This is a genomic window from Leptospira ilyithenensis (genome assembly GCF_004771005.1).
GTDB classification, from domain to species: domain Bacteria; phylum Spirochaetota; class Leptospiria; order Leptospirales; family Leptospiraceae; genus Leptospira_A; species Leptospira_A ilyithenensis.
The window spans coordinates 70390-86709 of record NZ_RQHV01000049.1 but is presented as its reverse complement, the minus strand read 5'-3'; the positions used below and the strand labels follow the sequence as shown (position 1 = coordinate 86709).

The 16320-nt window shown below is 39.4% G+C and carries 13 protein-coding genes; 7 read left to right on the top strand and 6 right to left on the bottom strand.

The genetic code is table 11. The features are described 5' to 3' along the window. Positions 1 to 26 precede the first annotated feature (26 nt). A complete protein-coding gene (carB, locus tag EHS11_RS10900; RefSeq protein ID WP_135764444.1) occupies positions 27 to 3344 on the top strand; it encodes a carbamoyl-phosphate synthase large subunit in 3318 nt (1105 codons plus the stop codon). 38 nt (positions 3345 to 3382) lie between these two features. Here the strand turns inward: carB and EHS11_RS10895 are convergent, their stop codons facing one another. From EHS11_RS10895 to EHS11_RS10885, 3 genes are all read right to left on the bottom strand, one after another. Further along, positions 3383 to 3823 carry a DUF1499 domain-containing protein gene (locus EHS11_RS10895; protein WP_135764443.1) on the bottom strand — a complete coding sequence of 147 codons (441 nt, stop codon included), beginning with the start codon at positions 3821 to 3823 and terminating at the stop codon, positions 3383 to 3385. A gap of 156 nt (positions 3824 to 3979) precedes the next feature. After that, the gene (locus tag EHS11_RS10890) at positions 3980 to 5761 is read right to left on the bottom strand and encodes a glycoside hydrolase family 15 protein (protein ID WP_135764442.1); all 1782 of its coding nucleotides are present in this window, start codon (positions 5759 to 5761) and stop codon (positions 3980 to 3982) included. A gap of 9 nt (positions 5762 to 5770) precedes the next feature. Further along, a complete protein-coding gene (locus tag EHS11_RS10885) occupies positions 5771 to 7933 on the bottom strand; it encodes a bifunctional alpha,alpha-trehalose-phosphate synthase (UDP-forming)/trehalose-phosphatase (protein WP_135764441.1) in 2163 nt (720 codons plus the stop codon). A gap of 228 nt (positions 7934 to 8161) precedes the next feature. Here EHS11_RS10885 and EHS11_RS20480 point away from each other — a divergent pair, with 228 nt between their 5' ends. The 4 genes from EHS11_RS20480 (at position 8162) to EHS11_RS10865 (ending at position 11367) form a co-directional block, all read left to right on the top strand. After that, positions 8162 to 8371 carry a hypothetical protein gene (locus EHS11_RS20480; RefSeq protein WP_210413673.1) on the top strand — a complete coding sequence of 70 codons (210 nt, stop codon included), beginning with the start codon at positions 8162 to 8164 and terminating at the stop codon, positions 8369 to 8371. Between the two features lie 86 nt (positions 8372 to 8457). Next, complete coding sequence (locus EHS11_RS10875) at positions 8458 to 9342, top strand: MBL fold metallo-hydrolase (protein WP_167884413.1); 885 nt, start codon at positions 8458 to 8460, stop codon at positions 9340 to 9342. Between the two features lie 149 nt (positions 9343 to 9491). Then, on the top strand, positions 9492 to 10175 hold the full coding sequence (locus EHS11_RS10870) for a response regulator transcription factor (protein WP_135764439.1): 684 nt from the start codon (positions 9492 to 9494) through the stop codon (positions 10173 to 10175). Continuing rightward, positions 10159 to 11367, top strand: a complete 1209-nt coding sequence (locus EHS11_RS10865; RefSeq protein WP_135764438.1) for a sensor histidine kinase — start codon at positions 10159 to 10161, stop codon at positions 11365 to 11367. Before EHS11_RS10870 ends, EHS11_RS10865 begins: the two co-directional genes overlap by 17 nt. On the opposite strand, the gene EHS11_RS10860 is transcribed toward EHS11_RS10865, so the two are convergent. After that, positions 11348 to 11722 (bottom strand): hypothetical protein, encoded by a 375-nt coding sequence (locus EHS11_RS10860; protein WP_135764437.1) that lies wholly within the window; start codon positions 11720 to 11722, stop codon positions 11348 to 11350. The two genes, EHS11_RS10865 and EHS11_RS10860, sit on opposite strands and share 20 nt — an antisense overlap. Then, complete coding sequence (locus EHS11_RS10855; protein WP_135764436.1) at positions 11697 to 12107, bottom strand: LIC20211 family lipoprotein; 411 nt, start codon at positions 12105 to 12107, stop codon at positions 11697 to 11699. Before EHS11_RS10855 ends, EHS11_RS10860 begins: the two co-directional genes overlap by 26 nt. A gap of 192 nt (positions 12108 to 12299) precedes the next feature. On the opposite strand from EHS11_RS10855, the gene EHS11_RS10850 reads away from it, so the two are divergent. Beyond that, on the top strand, positions 12300 to 14978 hold the full coding sequence (locus tag EHS11_RS10850) for a TonB-dependent receptor plug domain-containing protein (RefSeq protein WP_246047785.1): 2679 nt from the start codon (positions 12300 to 12302) through the stop codon (positions 14976 to 14978). After that, complete coding sequence (locus tag EHS11_RS10845) at positions 14978 to 15682, top strand: hypothetical protein (RefSeq protein ID WP_135764435.1); 705 nt, start codon at positions 14978 to 14980, stop codon at positions 15680 to 15682. Before EHS11_RS10850 ends, EHS11_RS10845 begins: the two co-directional genes overlap by 1 nt. On the opposite strand, the gene EHS11_RS10840 is transcribed toward EHS11_RS10845, so the two are convergent. Further along, the gene (locus EHS11_RS10840; protein WP_135764434.1) at positions 15679 to 16314 is read right to left on the bottom strand and encodes a Crp/Fnr family transcriptional regulator; all 636 of its coding nucleotides are present in this window, start codon (positions 16312 to 16314) and stop codon (positions 15679 to 15681) included. The two genes, EHS11_RS10845 and EHS11_RS10840, sit on opposite strands and share 4 nt — an antisense overlap. Positions 16315 to 16320 lie beyond the last annotated feature (6 nt).

Here is a 16320-nt window from a genome sequence, read left to right as displayed (position 1 = left end):
TTAACAATAGATATAGGAAGAGAAATATGCCGAAACGTAGTGATTTAAATTCGATTTTAATTATTGGTTCAGGTCCGATTGTAATTGGTCAAGCTTGTGAGTTTGATTATTCCGGGACGCAAGCTACGAAAGCCCTTCGTGAAAAAGGAATTCGCGTAATTCTCGTTAACTCAAATCCGGCCACGATTATGACGGACCCCGATCTGGCTGATGCAACTTATATCGAACCGTTGACGGTTCCGGTTCTGGAAAAGATCATTAAAAAGGAAAAACCTGATGCCATCTTACCTACGGTAGGTGGACAAACCGCTTTGAACCTGGCACTTGCCTTGCACAAAGAAGGCATATTAGAAAAATACAATGTAGAGTTGATCGGTGCGAAGGTGGAAGCGATCCGTAAAGCGGAGGATCGGGAGCTTTTTAAAAAGGCTATGGAAAAACTGAACATCCGGGTAGCGAAATCAGTTATGGTTTCGGATATGGTCGCGGCAAGAACGGCTGCAATCGAGATCGGCTTCCCGATCATCATCCGACCCGCATTCACTCTCGGGGGAACGGGAGGAGGAACTTGTTATGATCAGGAAGAATTTGAAGATATCGCTGCAAAAGGTTTATCAGCATCTCCAATTTCTCAGATTTTAGTAGAAGAATCCGTGTTAGGCTGGAAAGAGTTCGAATTGGAAGTCATGCGTGATCTCGCAGACAACGTAGTAATCATCTGTTCTATCGAAAACCTGGATCCGATGGGAGTTCATACGGGAGATTCCATTACAGTTGCCCCACAACAAACATTAAGCGACAAAGAATACCAAAGACTCAGGGATATGTCTATTGATATTATCCGTGAGATAGGGGTCGAAACGGGTGGTTCCAATATCCAATTTGCAGTCAACCCTGCAGACGGGGATGTGATTGTGATAGAGATGAACCCCCGTGTTTCCCGCTCTTCTGCACTTGCTTCCAAAGCAACCGGTTTCCCTATCGCCAAAATTGCAGCCTTACTATCCATCGGATATACTTTAGATGAAATTAAAAATGATATTACTCGTGTTACACCTGCTAGTTTTGAACCTTCGATAGATTATGTTGTAACGAAAATACCGAGATTTGCATTTGAAAAATTTCCGGGTAGTGATCCGACTCTAGGTGTTCAGATGAAAGCTGTGGGTGAAGCGATGGCGATCGGAAGGACTTTCAAGGAGAGTTTTCAAAAAGCGCTTCGCTCTTTGGAATCGGATCGTTTCGGTTTCGGAAGCGACGGTTATTTGAAAGAACTGATCGAATGGGACGGGATAAAAGATTCCGATAAAAAAGAGTGGCTGACAGGCAAAGTAAGAAGACCCACCGACAAACGGATATTCTACGTCAAACTTGCTTTTAATTTCGGAATGAGTGTGGAAGAAATTCATGATATTTGCAAGATTGATCCTTGGTTTTTATATCAATTCGATGAGTTGTTATCTTTGGAAAAAAGATTCAAAGCGGAAGGCCGGGCCATCTTAAAAGAAATGAAGAAAGCGGGATTTTCCAATCGTCAGCTTGCATTTCTCACCAAAGAATCCGAAATTTATACTCAATTGAGAAGTGGTGCTCCGATCGACGTCACCAAATCGAAAATCGAAGGAATTTTGCGTAAGGAAGAAGAAGATTTGGAAACTTATCTTCTGAAGGAACACTTAAATCCTGTTTATAAACGAATTGATACTTGTGCGGGAGAATTCGAAGCATTTACTCCTTATTTGTACTCTTCTTATGATGAAGAAGATGAAGCGGATGTTTCCTCCAAAAAGAAAGTAATGATTTTGGGTAGCGGTCCGAACAGGATCGGACAAGGAATTGAATTTGACTATTGTTGTTGCCATGCTTCCTACGCATTACAGGATGCAGGTGTTGAATCAATTATGATCAATTCCAACCCGGAAACGGTTTCTACAGACTATGACACTTCAGATAGACTTTATTTCGAGCCGCTTTGTTTGGAAGATGTTTTGAATATTTTCAGAAAGGAAAAACCCGATGGAGTGATTGTTCAGTTAGGTGGTCAAACCCCTTTGAAATTGGCTCGTGCACTGGAGAAAAGAGGAGTTCCTATCATTGGAACAAGCCCTGATTCCATTGATCGCGCGGAAGATAGAAAACGATTTGCTGAAGTTTTAGATAAACTTAAACTCCGCTCTCCTGAAAACGGAATTGCTTCTTCCAAAGAAAAAGCAAGAGAGATCGCAACGAGGATCGGTTATCCTGTCCTGGTTCGCCCTTCATACGTGTTAGGTGGAAGAGCTATGTTGATTGTGAACGAAGAATCCGAGTTGGATCGTTATATGGAAGAAGCGGAAGAGGTATCCGAAGACAGACCTCTTTTGGTGGATTCCTTTTTGCAGGATGCGACCGAAGTCGATGTGGACGCACTTTGTGACGGTAAGGATGTGTTTGTTGCGGGAATTATGGAACATATTGAAGAGGCGGGAGTTCACTCGGGAGATTCCGCATGTGTTCTTCCTCCTCAGTCCATTTCCACAAGAATGATTCAAGAGATTGAAGAAGCGACCCACAAACTTGCCATTGAATTGGATGTAAAGGGACTGATCAATATTCAGTTTGCGATCAAAGATGAAACTCTTTATGTGATTGAAGTGAATCCGCGTGCTTCGAGAACTGTGCCCTTTGTTGCTAAGTCCATCGGTGTTCCTATTGTAAAGTTAGCCGTTCGTATTATGTTAGGTGAACATCTTGCTAGTTTCAACTTGGGAAAAAGATTTTCCGCACCGATGATTACCGTAAAAGAAGCTGTGCTTCCTTTTAGCAAATTTCCCGGAGTGGATACTATTCTCGGACCTGAAATGCGATCTACCGGCGAAGTAATGGGAATCGCTTTGTCGAAAGGTGAGGCTTTTGTAAAGGCACAAATCATGGCAGGGGAAGAACCACCTAAACAAGGAACTGTTTTTGTCACGATCAATGATAAGACTAAAAAAGAATTATTGGAGCCTGTGCGTTCACTTTCCAACCTGGGGTACATCTTAATTGCTACGGAAGGTACTCATAAGTTTTTATCCGAGAACGGAATTTTATCCAGCAAGATCAATAAGATCTACGACGGATACTTTCCGAACGTAATTGATTATATCAAAGAGAAAAAAATCCATTTGATCATCAATACTCCTTTATCGCGTGTTACTCGGGAGAATGCTTTTACCATCAGACAGGCAGCAATCAAATACAAGGTACCTTGTCTGACTACTGCACAAGCTGCAAAAGCTCTGATCCATGGTCTGGTTGAGATGAAGGATAAAGGATTTACCGTCAATTCATTGCAGGAAATTCACAAAATCCCGAAAAAATAGTAAGATAGAAAAGATATATAAACTCAAGGGGCAGGGGTTTATATATCCAATCCTGTTAAAATCCGTTCAATCCTTTTTCTATTTACACCTAAATCCGATTTACCCAGCCTGGAGGCGGATCGGAAGTGCAGAAGTTTGTTTTTTTCATCAAAATAAAACTCAACGTCGTCCACATAACGCATGATTAGCGATGTAAATTCCACATAAATGTAATTTCCGCCTTCTTGGATTATATTTGTTCTTTCATAGTCTGTGATTTTTTTCTTTAAAATGGCAAATGCTTCCGGTAGCGGCTTTTTATAAGCTACAGGGGATCTGAAATGTTCCGCATCATTTGTTTCGGAAAAAGATGAAATGCAGTTTGGAGTTTTCGGACAAGCAGTAAGTTTCCCTTCTTTGATTCCCAAGCTGGTTGGTCGGGAACCTGTGCAAGAAACAAGGAAGAGGAGGGCGATCGTTGTAGTTGTTGTTAGTTTCATGGAGAATCCTTAGAGGGCGGTCCCCCGCCCTTTCTAGGGTGGGGAGGAGTGGATCGTGGGCCCGCGCTCCGTCCCCCTTGTTACCTCATTACCTCCAAAAAAACAATCACAACTTTCAACTTTATTGTTTTTCTTCCGATTTGTTCGCCTTTATGCCTACTCAAATACCAAGTTTCCTTTTTTCTGTGAAATTCGGAACGCAGCATTCACAAGACCTACATGGCTATAGGTTTGCGGAAAATTTCCCCACTGGCTGCCGTCTTTTGCATCTACATCTTCACTAAATAGTCCCAAGTGATTGGAATGTTCTATCATTTTGTAAAAAAGCTCCGACGCTTCCTCGACTTTTCCCAAACAAGCGAGGCTTTCTATGTACCAGAATGCGCAGACGAGAAAAGTGGAATCCGGTTTGCCGAAATCGTCATTGTGAAGATATCTGAAAAATAATCCTTCTTTGGTTTTCAATTTTCTTTCTAATTCTTCCAAATGTTTATGTGCGGTTTCAGATTGCGGTTTTAAGTAAGACATTGTAATGAGCTGCAAAAGGCTTGCATCCAAATGTTTTGTTCCGATTGCTTGGGTATAAGCTTGGGCGTTCGGATCAAAACATTTTTCAATTCTCAGTTTGGATTTGTCCAGTAAAGAGAGAGCTGATTTTTTTAAATCCAAATCTTCCAAGGATTCTGCAATCTTGATCGTTGCTTTTGCCCCTGCCCAATGGAACAAATACGTATAACAATGATTTTGTGATAAATTTCGGAACTCCCAAAGTCCTGCATCCGGTTCCTCCATAGTTGCTTCAATCTGATTGAGTATATTTTTCACCAATGTACGGTTATGATAACGATTTTTATCAGGTAATCTTTCATCCAGATACAAGGGCAATAAGGAAAGAAGAATCTGTCCGTATGCATCATTCTGAATATGAGTATAAGCTTGGTTTCCCACTCGGACAGGAGTGTTGCCTAAATATCCTTTGATCGGAATTTCTTCTTCAGCAATCAAAGTTTCTCCGGTAATGGAATAGAGAGGTTGGTATCGTCCTTCTCCCGTCGGTTTTAAGTTGGCAATATAATTGGCATAAGATTCCATTTCTTCAAAATGGCCTAGCCTTGTTAAGGCTTGTAAGGTGTAGTAACTGTCCCGAATCCAACAAAAACGATAGTCCCAGTTTCTACCGCTTCCGTTTGCTTCGGGCAAACTTGTGGTGGAGGATGCGATAATTGCACCAGTATCCTGATATTGGTGTATTTTCAATACGAGCGCAGATCGGATCACTTCCTTGGCTGCAAAACTCCCTATCGAACAATGTTTTACCCAGTTCTGCCAATAATCTTTTGTTTTGTGATAATACTCTTCAAATAAATGGGGAAGATTTCCGTTTAAGGAAAATCCATAGGTCAAAACAAAATACTTCGTTTCGGATAATACTTCCGACCTTTTGTTCAAAAGATAATTATGAGAAAAGTTAGTATAAAGTCTCAATTTAAAATTGTTGAAAACATAGGAGATTCTGTCCGATCCGAATTGGATTTCAGGAGATTCTTTTCCAAAATGATATTTCGGATTTAAATCGATTTTGATTTTTGGATTGCCTTCGAGCCTTTCCACTTTTCTGCAAAGAGTGAGTGGGTAATACGCTTGTCCGTCTTGGTAAAACCTCGGGGCAAAATCAATGACACGAAATTTCCCTCCGCTTGTATGAAACTCAGTGGAAATGATATTTGTGTTTTGAATGTATTCTTGTTTTACTGAATATATTTCCTCATCGGAAGTAATGCTGAAATTTCCGCAATCGGGGTCGAGTAGAGACCCAAAAACAGGCGAGGAATCAAACCTGGGCAGACACATCCAGGGAATATTCGCATTCGAATCAACATGTGCAATATAACCGCAATTTCCTATGATTCCCGTATTGTATTTATGTTGTGAGCTCATTTTTTTTCCTTAAACGAACATTTTTAAAAAATCACGAACCTCTTCAGGATGGGCAAGTCTGTATTTTGCAAAACTATCACCTAACCCTACTTTGATGGTAATCGATGATTCCGGTAAAGATTGAAACATTTCTTCGTCAGTAGTGTCGTCTCCGATGGCGATAACGGAAACATCATTCTTTGATTCTAAAAATACGTTTACAATACGGCCTTTGCCGGTTCCGAATTCCCTTATCTCAATGATTTTACTGCCAGGCAAAACGATAAACCCGCTATTGACCGAAATCTGAAACAATTCGTCCAATAGTTCTTTTGAATATTTCAGGCCAGCTTCCGGGTCTGCGTTTCTATAATGCCATACAAGGGAAAAATCTTTTTCTTCGACGAAAGATCCGGGTACTCTTGCTTCGTATTCATCTAATAAATGTTTTATTTCTTCCTTCCATAAAGACTGTGATTGAAACTGAGAGACCCAGTTTTCATTCGGTTGTTTCCACCAAACTCCATGTTCGGCTATCAAGTGAATGGGGAGTTCATTGAAGTAGGATTCTAAGAAAGTTTTTGTTCTGCCGCTGATAATTACGATTTCAAATTTATCTTCTTTGGCAAGAGTCTGTAAAAGATTCAGGATTTCTTCCGTAGGATAGGCGTCTTCCGGTTTCCTTTGCAATTCCCTTAAGGTTCCGTCATAATCCAGAAAAAAAATAGTTTTGGCTTTTGAGTTACAGTCGGAAATGATTTTTTTCCAGTCATCTTTCTGCAAGGTGGTCGTTTTGGAATACGTTTTATTGGAAATACTTTTGTTTGTGTCTTTCAGTATTTCACTTGCCCAATAATTGATATTGTATTTATGAATTCTCTTTTTTAAAAACGAGTTTCTTTTTTGTCTTTCCGCTTCAGGCATTGTGAGAGCAATTCTAATTCCATCGGCGATTTCCTGCACATCGTTCGGATTTACGAGAATCGCCTCACCTAATTCTGAGGAGGCGCCTGCAGTTTCGCTTAAAATTAATATCCCGTTTGTTTCTGTTTGAGAAGCAATGAACTCCTTTGCGATTAGATTCATACCATCCCGAAATGGTGTGACTAGAATCGTGTCGGATGCATTATAATAACTTACTAAATCTTCAAACGAAAATCCTTTGTATTGATAGATGATAGGAGACCAATTTAAATTTCCATAGTCTCCGTTTATTAGTCCTACTTTTTCATCAATTGCGCGTTTCATTTCCGAATAGGAGCGTATCCCGGTTCTGGATGGTACAATGATCAGAATGAATTTGCATTTTTCCCTCCATTCCGGGTTTTGTTTCAGGAACAAATCAAAAGCAACTAATCTTTGTAATACTCCTTTCGAATAGTCCAAACGATCAACAGACAAAATAATCTTCATTTTATCTGTTTTTATTTTAAACGTTTTCCTTTTACATGCTGCGGTATTTGCAAAATCGGAAAATCTATTATAGTCTATTCCCATTGGATAACTACCCGCTATGACGGATCTTCCTTCAACCGGAATGATTCCGAAATTATTTTCGATGCCCAGGATTCTTAATACAGATCTGAGGAAATATTGAGTATATAACTGCGTGTGAAAGCCGATTAGATCGGAACCAAGTAATCCTTGTAATATGGAAGAGCGGATCTGGGTAGATAGAAACCGAAAGATTTCAAACGTAGGAAAAGGAATATGAAGAAAAAAACTTATCTTTGCTTTCGGAAATTTTTTCCGTAAAATGGCGGGCAATAACATCAAATGATAATCATGAACCCATATCCAATCGCCATCCTCATAAATACCGGCTACTTTATCCGCATAAATCTGATTTACCTCTTTGTAGGATTCGAAGCTATCTCTTGTAATTTGAGTTAAAGAGGTAAAGTAATGGAACAGAGGCCATAACGTATCATTGCAAAATCCGTTATAAAACTGATCGAATAACTTTTGTTTGATGAATACTGGAATTGCATTATGTTCTGTTCTTAATTTTTTTTCCAGTTCCGATTTTCCATCTTCGGAATCAATCGGTCCGGGCCAGCCTACCCAAAGAGACTCGTTTCCTGATTTTTTCCAATGATCCAAAAATCGGGAAAGCCCTGTGGCGAGTCCCCCGATGGTGGGTTTTCCTTGGGGAGTTACAGGAAGTCGATTGGAGACGAGGATCAATCGCATACCCGATTTTGACAGAAGATGTGCTAGGAAACAAGGGGTTTTTCATGCTAATTAGCGATTATCACTACAGAACTTCATAAAAAATCAATCATTTCTGGCATTTATTTCGAACCTGTGTTTGAAACTAAAGTTCAGTTCCCTGTTGAATGAGTCTTTTTTGCAATTTCAAGGAATTCTGGAGAGCAGATTCGAATCCGAATCACCGTTCCACATGAGTTAGGTCATCATGTGAAGGTCTCTACTCCTAGTGATCCGGTCAGTTCGAAAAAGAACGAATCCTTTTATTCTTTTTATCAGAGAACGGTGATCGGCTCTTATTTGTCGGCTTGGTCTTTGAAAAGAAAACAATTGGTAAATGGCGGCTATGAAAAAATTCTTCCCATTCATTCTTGGAATCAAAATTATCTGGTTCCTCCTTTCTTGGAGCGATGGAAGTGAATGGATTTTTTTCAAATACTTTGGAAAATAGGATGGAAAAACGTTAATAAAAGGAACCAAATCTCCCGATTTTCGGTCGAATCATTGTGAAACAATTGCTTATCCTTTTCCTATTTACTGTTTTCCATCTACAGTGTTTTTTATTTCGTTCCATTGACAAACCTTCCCAATTGATTTCTTTGGAGCCGGCTCTGGCAGATAAGATAAAATTTCATTGGGTAGGGCATGCTACCGTCCTCATTCAAATTTATGATAAATGGATTTTAACGGATCCTAATTTTTCAAAAAGCCTCGGGCTAGTTATTAAACGTTATGTGGAACCGGGCATCAATCCTAAGATCATTCCTCCTTTGGACGCAGTCCTTGTGTCCCATTCCCATTTCGATCATTTGGACAAATCATCTTTGGAGGTTTTGAATCTGAAAGGAAATCTCTATCTTCCTCCGGGTGCCAAAACTTATATCCCCGGTGCTTTGGATTCCAAAAGTTTTGAGATGAAAACTTGGGAGGTCCGAGAAACCGACGGACTTAAGATAACGGCTGTTCCAGCGAAACATTTCGGGGGGAGATGGCTCTTTGATAACTTCTGGGATGGTGAACCTTATACGGGTTATATGATTGAATACAGGGACGTGACTGTTTTCTTTGCAGGAGATACCGGCTATCAGGGAAAAGAATTCAAAGAAATGGGAAAAAAGTATAATATAGATGTGGCGCTTCTTCCTGTTGGTCCAAGCAAGGGACCGAATAACGCGATTCATATTAACCCGAATGAGGCGGTTCAGACATTTCTGGATTTGCATGCAAAAAAAATGATCCCGATACATTTCGGAACATTTTATCGTTCCATGGAATCTGAATTGCCCGATCTTTTGAAAGCTATTGAACCGCTGGGAAATAAGGCGGTGCTTCTTGGGGTGGGAGAGTCTTACGAATTCAATAAATCGGATTATGCGGTTGATTCAAATTGAGTTCGTTGACTCCTAATACAAATATTTACAAATAACGAATGCCCCGAAAGCAGGGCAGCCTTGACCGTTTATCCCAATCTGTTAAAGTCAGTTTATATTTCGTTATCTGTTTTTCAGGACTTCCCGTTGCATTTACATTGGATGGTTGAATGATACTTTTAGTCGAGGATGACCCAACTCTATCGAAAAATATCACGGAGTATCTCCGTATGAAAGGAGAGGAAGTCGAAGCCGTATATAATGCAAAAGATTGCAGGTTTTTGGTTCATAATAGATTGGATGAGTTTGAAATCATACTTTTGGATATTATGCTGCCCGACGGAGACGGCTTACAGATATTAAATGATATTCAGGAAGTGTCCGATATTCCTGTGATTATTGCGACAGCTTTATCGGGTGAACAAAGAGTAATCGAAGCTTTGAACAGAGGAGCAAATGATTATCTGATAAAACCGTTTCATCCTGAACTGCTTCTCGCTCGCATCGGTGTAATCCGAAGAATGGTTTCTGCAAATAAAAAAGTCAAAGCGGAAATTCGATTTTCCAAGAAAAATGTATTCGTCGATGAAATCTCAAGAAGAGTTTTGCTTAATGATAATGAAGTTGATTTTTCTTCTTATGAGTTCGATATTTTTTTATTATTACTGAAAAACCGGGGAATGGTTGTATCCAGAAATCAATTGTACAAACTTTCAAAAGGTAAGTCCCGCCATTCCGCCGATCGGACGATTGATATGCAAATTTCAAAGATAAGAAAGAAAATAGATTTGGAGACGGAGATCAAAACGATATGGGGAAAAGGATATCTTTTGACAGATGAGAATTTATACTAAAATCATCGCAGTCTTCATCATAGTTCTCGGACTTATCGCAATGATGATTGCCTGTTTGTTATATATCGATCGTAATTATCCCCATTTGTCTCCGAGGAATCGGGATTTTAAACCTATTTTTAAACTATACGTGGATGTTTTGGATACAAAATCTTCCGAAGAAAGACAAAAGAGTTACCAGGATTCAAAAAGCGATATGTTTCAAATGACTGAAACGGATTCTGCGGGTTTGGAGCAATTGTCAGCTAATAATCGTATGGTGATAAAATCGAATAAATTTCCCGATAGGTATTACTTAGTAATTTTTGAAAAGAAGCGTATTTTTTTTCTGATCGGAATCACATTGATTCAATTTTTGATTCTACTTTTACTAATCAGTTTTGTAATCAAAAAAACTTTAAAGCCCTTGAAAGATTTGGCAAACTCAATGTATCGAATCGCAAATGGAGATTTTTATATCCGTCTGGGTGAAAAACTGAACGATCCCGAATTGAAACTACTTGCCCAAGGATTCAATCATATGGTAGCAAAATTGGAAAGCAGCAAAAAAAGAGATCAGCTCTTATTACAGTCTATCTCGCATGAATTAAGAAGTCCAATTGCAAGTTTGATCTTTTTATACGAAATCATTCGTGAGAAAAAAAGTTATGATCGGCTGACTGAAATCGGCGAAGGAATCTTTTCATTGGAAAAAACTTTAAATGAAATCGATTTGATCGCAACCGGAATTATTTCAGGGAGTTCTATTGATATATATTCCGTTGATTTGAAAATCCTCTTATCCGAATTCATACAGGAAAATTCCAACTGGATTCATAACAAAGGAAAAACCTGTCATTTGAAAGAAACAAATCCCGGATCCGTGTATGAAGTGAAAGGGAATGAAAATTATGCAAAGATCATTTTTAAAAATATAATTCAGAATGCGATTTATTATGAAAATCCAACGGCGAGGATTGATATATGTTTGGAAGGAGATTCCGAATCTTTGAAAATCATTTTCCCCTTGGACCAAAATATTGATGAAGATTCGGTAAACCTGTTTACTCCTTTTTATCGGGGTAAGGAAGCTAGCTTGAAAAATCCGAAAGGGAAAGGTCTCGGTCTTTCCATAGCAAAATCATTATGCGAGACAATGGGTTGGTCCATACAATATAAAAATACTGCTTTTCTTATTGAGATTCCCGTTTGAAACGGATCACATCTCCTTCCACGTTTACGACCGAGACGGTTCCTATCGGAAAAAAATATTCTGTTTCATGCCAAATGACAAGGTCGATCATGGTTTGCCCTCCCTCTATTTTTTGAACGGCATCGCTTAACGCATTTTCTATGTTCAGCGGATCCGTAACCGGAAAAATTCCGAATAAATAAAAACAAGACGACTTTCCGTTTGTGCGACCTAAAACATCATAAAGGTTTTCTCTTGTATTTGTCGCCTGAGTACCTAGGAGAAGATCTCTCGTTTGACCGTTATGAAATAACAGATTGGTTCCGCAAGCAGAAGTAAATAAACAAATGCTAACGACGATTCCTTTTAATTTCAAGAGGTTCCTCCTCTTTATCGAATTTGACTGCTTCCGCCTGTATGCCGAAACGATGGATGACAAATCCGAGTATATAGATCCTATCATTCCAATAATGGATATTAACCAAGGCATCCGCTGAATTTTCTCCGATGTGTTTTTGTATCAATTCGTGGACTTTCGGTTTTCTCAAGGGAAAACCGACGATACCAAAGTCGATTGATATCCAAGTGATGTAGTCGTCCACACTCGCAATCGTTTTGTATTTTTTGTTTCCCATCGGTATGTTGCTCATGGATAGACCGGCACTTGCAGAATTACAGTTCGCACCTGTGGAAACAAATACGATGAATGCTAAGATTGATATAAGTCGTCTATGAATTTTATCTTTCCGTTCAATGGGCATGCGTATAAATTCTTTCAGCGGGAGGAGAATGTCGATTTATATTCGTAAATCTTCCAAAGTTTCATTTGTAAATATTTGTATCCGGGAATACAAATATTTACAAATACGGGGTAGTCGTTTTTCCGTTTAATCATTGAAGTCGAAGGTTTATCTCGCGTTATAAAACCAGTTTCAGTTTGCGGGAAGAATCGATTGAAGAAAATACTATTTATCACATTGTTCCTAAGCCCTTATTTGATTTATTCTCAAAATCTTAAAATCAATGCAATAGTGAAGGTAATCAATCGTTCCAATCGGTCTCCTATTCCCAATGCGCCTGTTGTTATGAAAGAAGCAAATGGTTATTATACTACGGATGTAGACGGTATTGCAAAGATATCCGTTCCAAATTCCGGATTTTATTCCATTCGGGTAGTCACAGGCAATTCAGTTATCGTAAGACAGAAAGAGATCACCCAAGAAGGACAGGTGGTTAATATTTACATTGATGATGCGGATGTCGGAAAAGATACCATTCGTGTAACTGGCGAAGCCGATAAAGTGAAATTATCCAGATATTCATTCCAGCAGGATGAGATCAAAAGACTTCCCGGTGCACAAGGGGATTCTCTGAAAGCATTGCAAACTTTACCCGGTGTGGTGCCAGCTCTTCCGGTTGGAATCAATTCCAGCGGCTCCTTCGGAAGTTTTTCGGTGAACGGCAGCCCTTATAGAAACAGTGAGAGAGGTGATTTGGCTCTTCGCGGTGCTGGAACAAATGCGAATCAGTATTATTTTGACGGATTTCCTGTTAGTTACCCTTTTCATATAGGAAATCAATCTTCAGTATTTAATAATAATATTATAAAATCATTAGATGTATATTCCGGATCCTATTCCGCAAGGTACGGATACGCGAGCGGAGGTATTATCAATATCGAAGGAAAAGACTCGGTTAAAAGTACAAGAACGACTATAAATTTCAACTTATTTCAATCGGATGCTATGGTGGAAAGAAAGATCACTGAAAATTCCTATGTGATCGCCGCTGTCCGTAAAAATTACCCAAACTATACTTTATTGAAATTGTATCCAGATGGAATTCCGTCGGATGCCAAGTATGCGAACTATGAAGATTTTCAATTGAAGTCCGGCTGGGATATTTCCAAAGAACATAAGCTCATGTTCACTACATTCGGTTCAAGGGACATTCAGAAATATACCAAAACCGTAGATGAAGCGACAAATTCAAGATATGGAAGCAATGCGACCGGTCCTATTGGTGGCGCCGACAGCAGACCTCCCGTAGGTTTGGATCGTAGCTTTCGTACGGATGGGGTTCGTTATACCTATCAACCGGGAGATAAAATTTCCAATACATTAAGTATTTCCAGAAATTCGTATAAAGAGTTTTATGAACTGAAATTTGATAACCCCTTGTCGGGAGAAAATATTTTCGGTCTTCAGAATGTAACAACACAAAATATTTATTATGTGGAGAATGTCCTTAACTATAATGTCTGGAAGGAATACTTGAAGTTTCAAATAGGCGGAACATATAGAGGAAGAGAAATTACGCAGAAAGCTGAGAACGTCACTCAATCCAGTTCCGAATTCTCGAGAATATTCAATAATTTGATTCAATCCGATCCGACTTTTCGCGCTTTGATAGACGGAGACGGAGTTCGGTCGAAAGAATTGGGAGCTTTTGCAGAACTTAACTTCAGTTATAAGGGATTTAAATTTATGCCGGGAGTGAGGGAAGATTATTACAACTTATCCAATCAGAAAGTAATCAGCCCCCGATTGAATACTTCATATACATTTGAAAAACTTGGAACGACTTTTCTCGCAGGAGCGGGAGACCATTACAATGCACCTACGGGAATCGGCCAAGTGTCCTCTCGGGTGGGCAACGATGGGTTAAATCTTGAAAAAGGCGAACATATGGCAGTGGGCGTAAGTCAGGATATCAATTCCGACTGGCTCGTTAAAGTGGAAGGTTTTCGTAATATTTATTCCAATCTGGTTGTATCCGATTCTTACATACAAGATCCTTACGCTCTCAATAACCAAACAAGCGATATCATTGAAAAATCTGATGATGTTTTTCGTAATCCGATCAAACCAAAACCTCTCAGGTATTCCAATAATGGAACCGGTCATTCGGAGGGAGTGGAAGTTTATTTAAAGAAAACAAAACGTCCGGAAGATTCGGGCTGGTACGGTTGGATTTCTTATACCAACTCCCTTACCAAACGGAACAATCACCAAACAAGATATTCCGATCAGGAAAGAAACGAAAGAAGTGCGTTGAATGCAAGCAGAACGTTACTTGCGCAAACTCAGAACAAATACGGATACGTTAATTATTATAACGATAATCAATTGGAACTGGTCTATGATAATGATAGGGAAGAATTATATGATTTGGATCGTACTCATGTATTGAATATAGTTGCGGGCTGGAAAATTAATAGTGCTTGGCAAATCGGGGGCAGATACCGTTATCTTACAAATACCCCGTTCACTCCTATCACGGGATCATCTTCCGCAAGTCAGGCGGCGACTTCGGGATTCACTTTAAATCTTCCGTCATATTCGACTTATTACAATTCGGCACGCCAAAGCCCGTGGCAACAATTGGACATTCGAATTGATAAATTTCATAATTACAATTGGGGTTATATCAATGTATATTTTGAACTGATCAATTCTTTCGGTCGTAGAAATCCTTCGGGAGAAACATTTTCAAATACGGAATCTTACCAAGCAGGCAAAAATCCATCAACCAATTATGATACTACAAATTCACCCTATATCGAAACAATGTTTGGTGGTAAGACCGTATATATTCCGCTTCTTAATTTCGGGGTAGAGGTCAGATTTTAATGAAGAATCTGTTTTTTTTGATTCTTATCATTATTTTTGTTTTCGATTGCGGCGGAAATCAATCTAAACTGAACAAAGAAAAGGAAACTTACAATCTTAGCTTGATGATCTATTATCTTTATCGTTCTGAAGGAAACTGCATTCGATATCAAAAGACGACAGAAGGCTGGACCATATATTGTGATCAGAGGTCGAGGGGGCTTTGCAATACTTCCGATCTGATTTATACGGATTCGGAAAAATCCGCAGCATTATCGGAAATTTCCAAAATCAATCGCGAGTTGCCAAACCGATGCAGCCAAGCGATTTTGGTTTCAGGTGTACTTCAGGAAAAAACTCTTTCCTTATCCGAGGGGGATAAGATCAATCAGGAAAATGCTTATGTGGTAGTTGCTTCCTGCGTCGAAACAGGAATTCAAAATGCAAATCTATTGGTAAATACGTCTGACCTGAGCTTTCTGAATTCTACGAAGGGTAAAATTGCAATTGCTTCCGAACAAACCTATAATTTTGAACCGGATCCCGTTCGAAAAGCCGATGCACTAGCCTGTCTCGATTATCTGATCAAAGACTCTTTTTCGGGAAAACCAAAGGAAGACCTTCGCACTTTGCTTTCGGATAACAGAACTAAAAAACGATGGAAACAAGTCTCTTGTGTAAATAATTCCAGCCTTACTACCTGCCCGCCACAAGTTATCCATTAGTTTTTGTTAGTTGGCTTGTCTTTGGTCCGATTCAATTTGGATCTGATTCGACTGAGAGAAACTGGAGTGATTCCCAGAAAGGAAGCGATATGATACTGCGAAACGGATTCTTCTATATTCGGATAGTTTTCTTTCAGCAATTTGTATCTGGATTCCGCATCCAGAGCAAGTAGTTCGTATTCTCTTTTTGCTTTTTTTAGGAACAAATTTTCCGCGACCTTTCTCCCCAACCGTTCCCATGAGATATGAGTTTCAAAAAGAGAAGCAAGTTCACCGAATTTTGCTACTGCGATTTTGCAATCGGTAATGGCACGGATATTACAGGTTGACGGTTGTTTGGTGAGTAAATCAAAATAGGAGCCGGTGAATTCTCCCGGAAAGTTAAAACTTTTTATATATTCGTTTCCTTTTGAAGTCAGATAATATTCTTTCAAGACTCCGGAGAAAACAAAGGCATACTCCGTCGGGATTTTTTCCTGTTTGATAAAAAAATCTCCATACCCCAATTCACGCAAAGAATAGGAGATGCCAGCTTCCTTCCATACTTCCAAAGAGACCGGTGATAATGAATTTACACTTTGATAGATCGCCCACCACTCGGGGCTATCTTCTTTGATTTTGGAATCTTCCACTTTCTA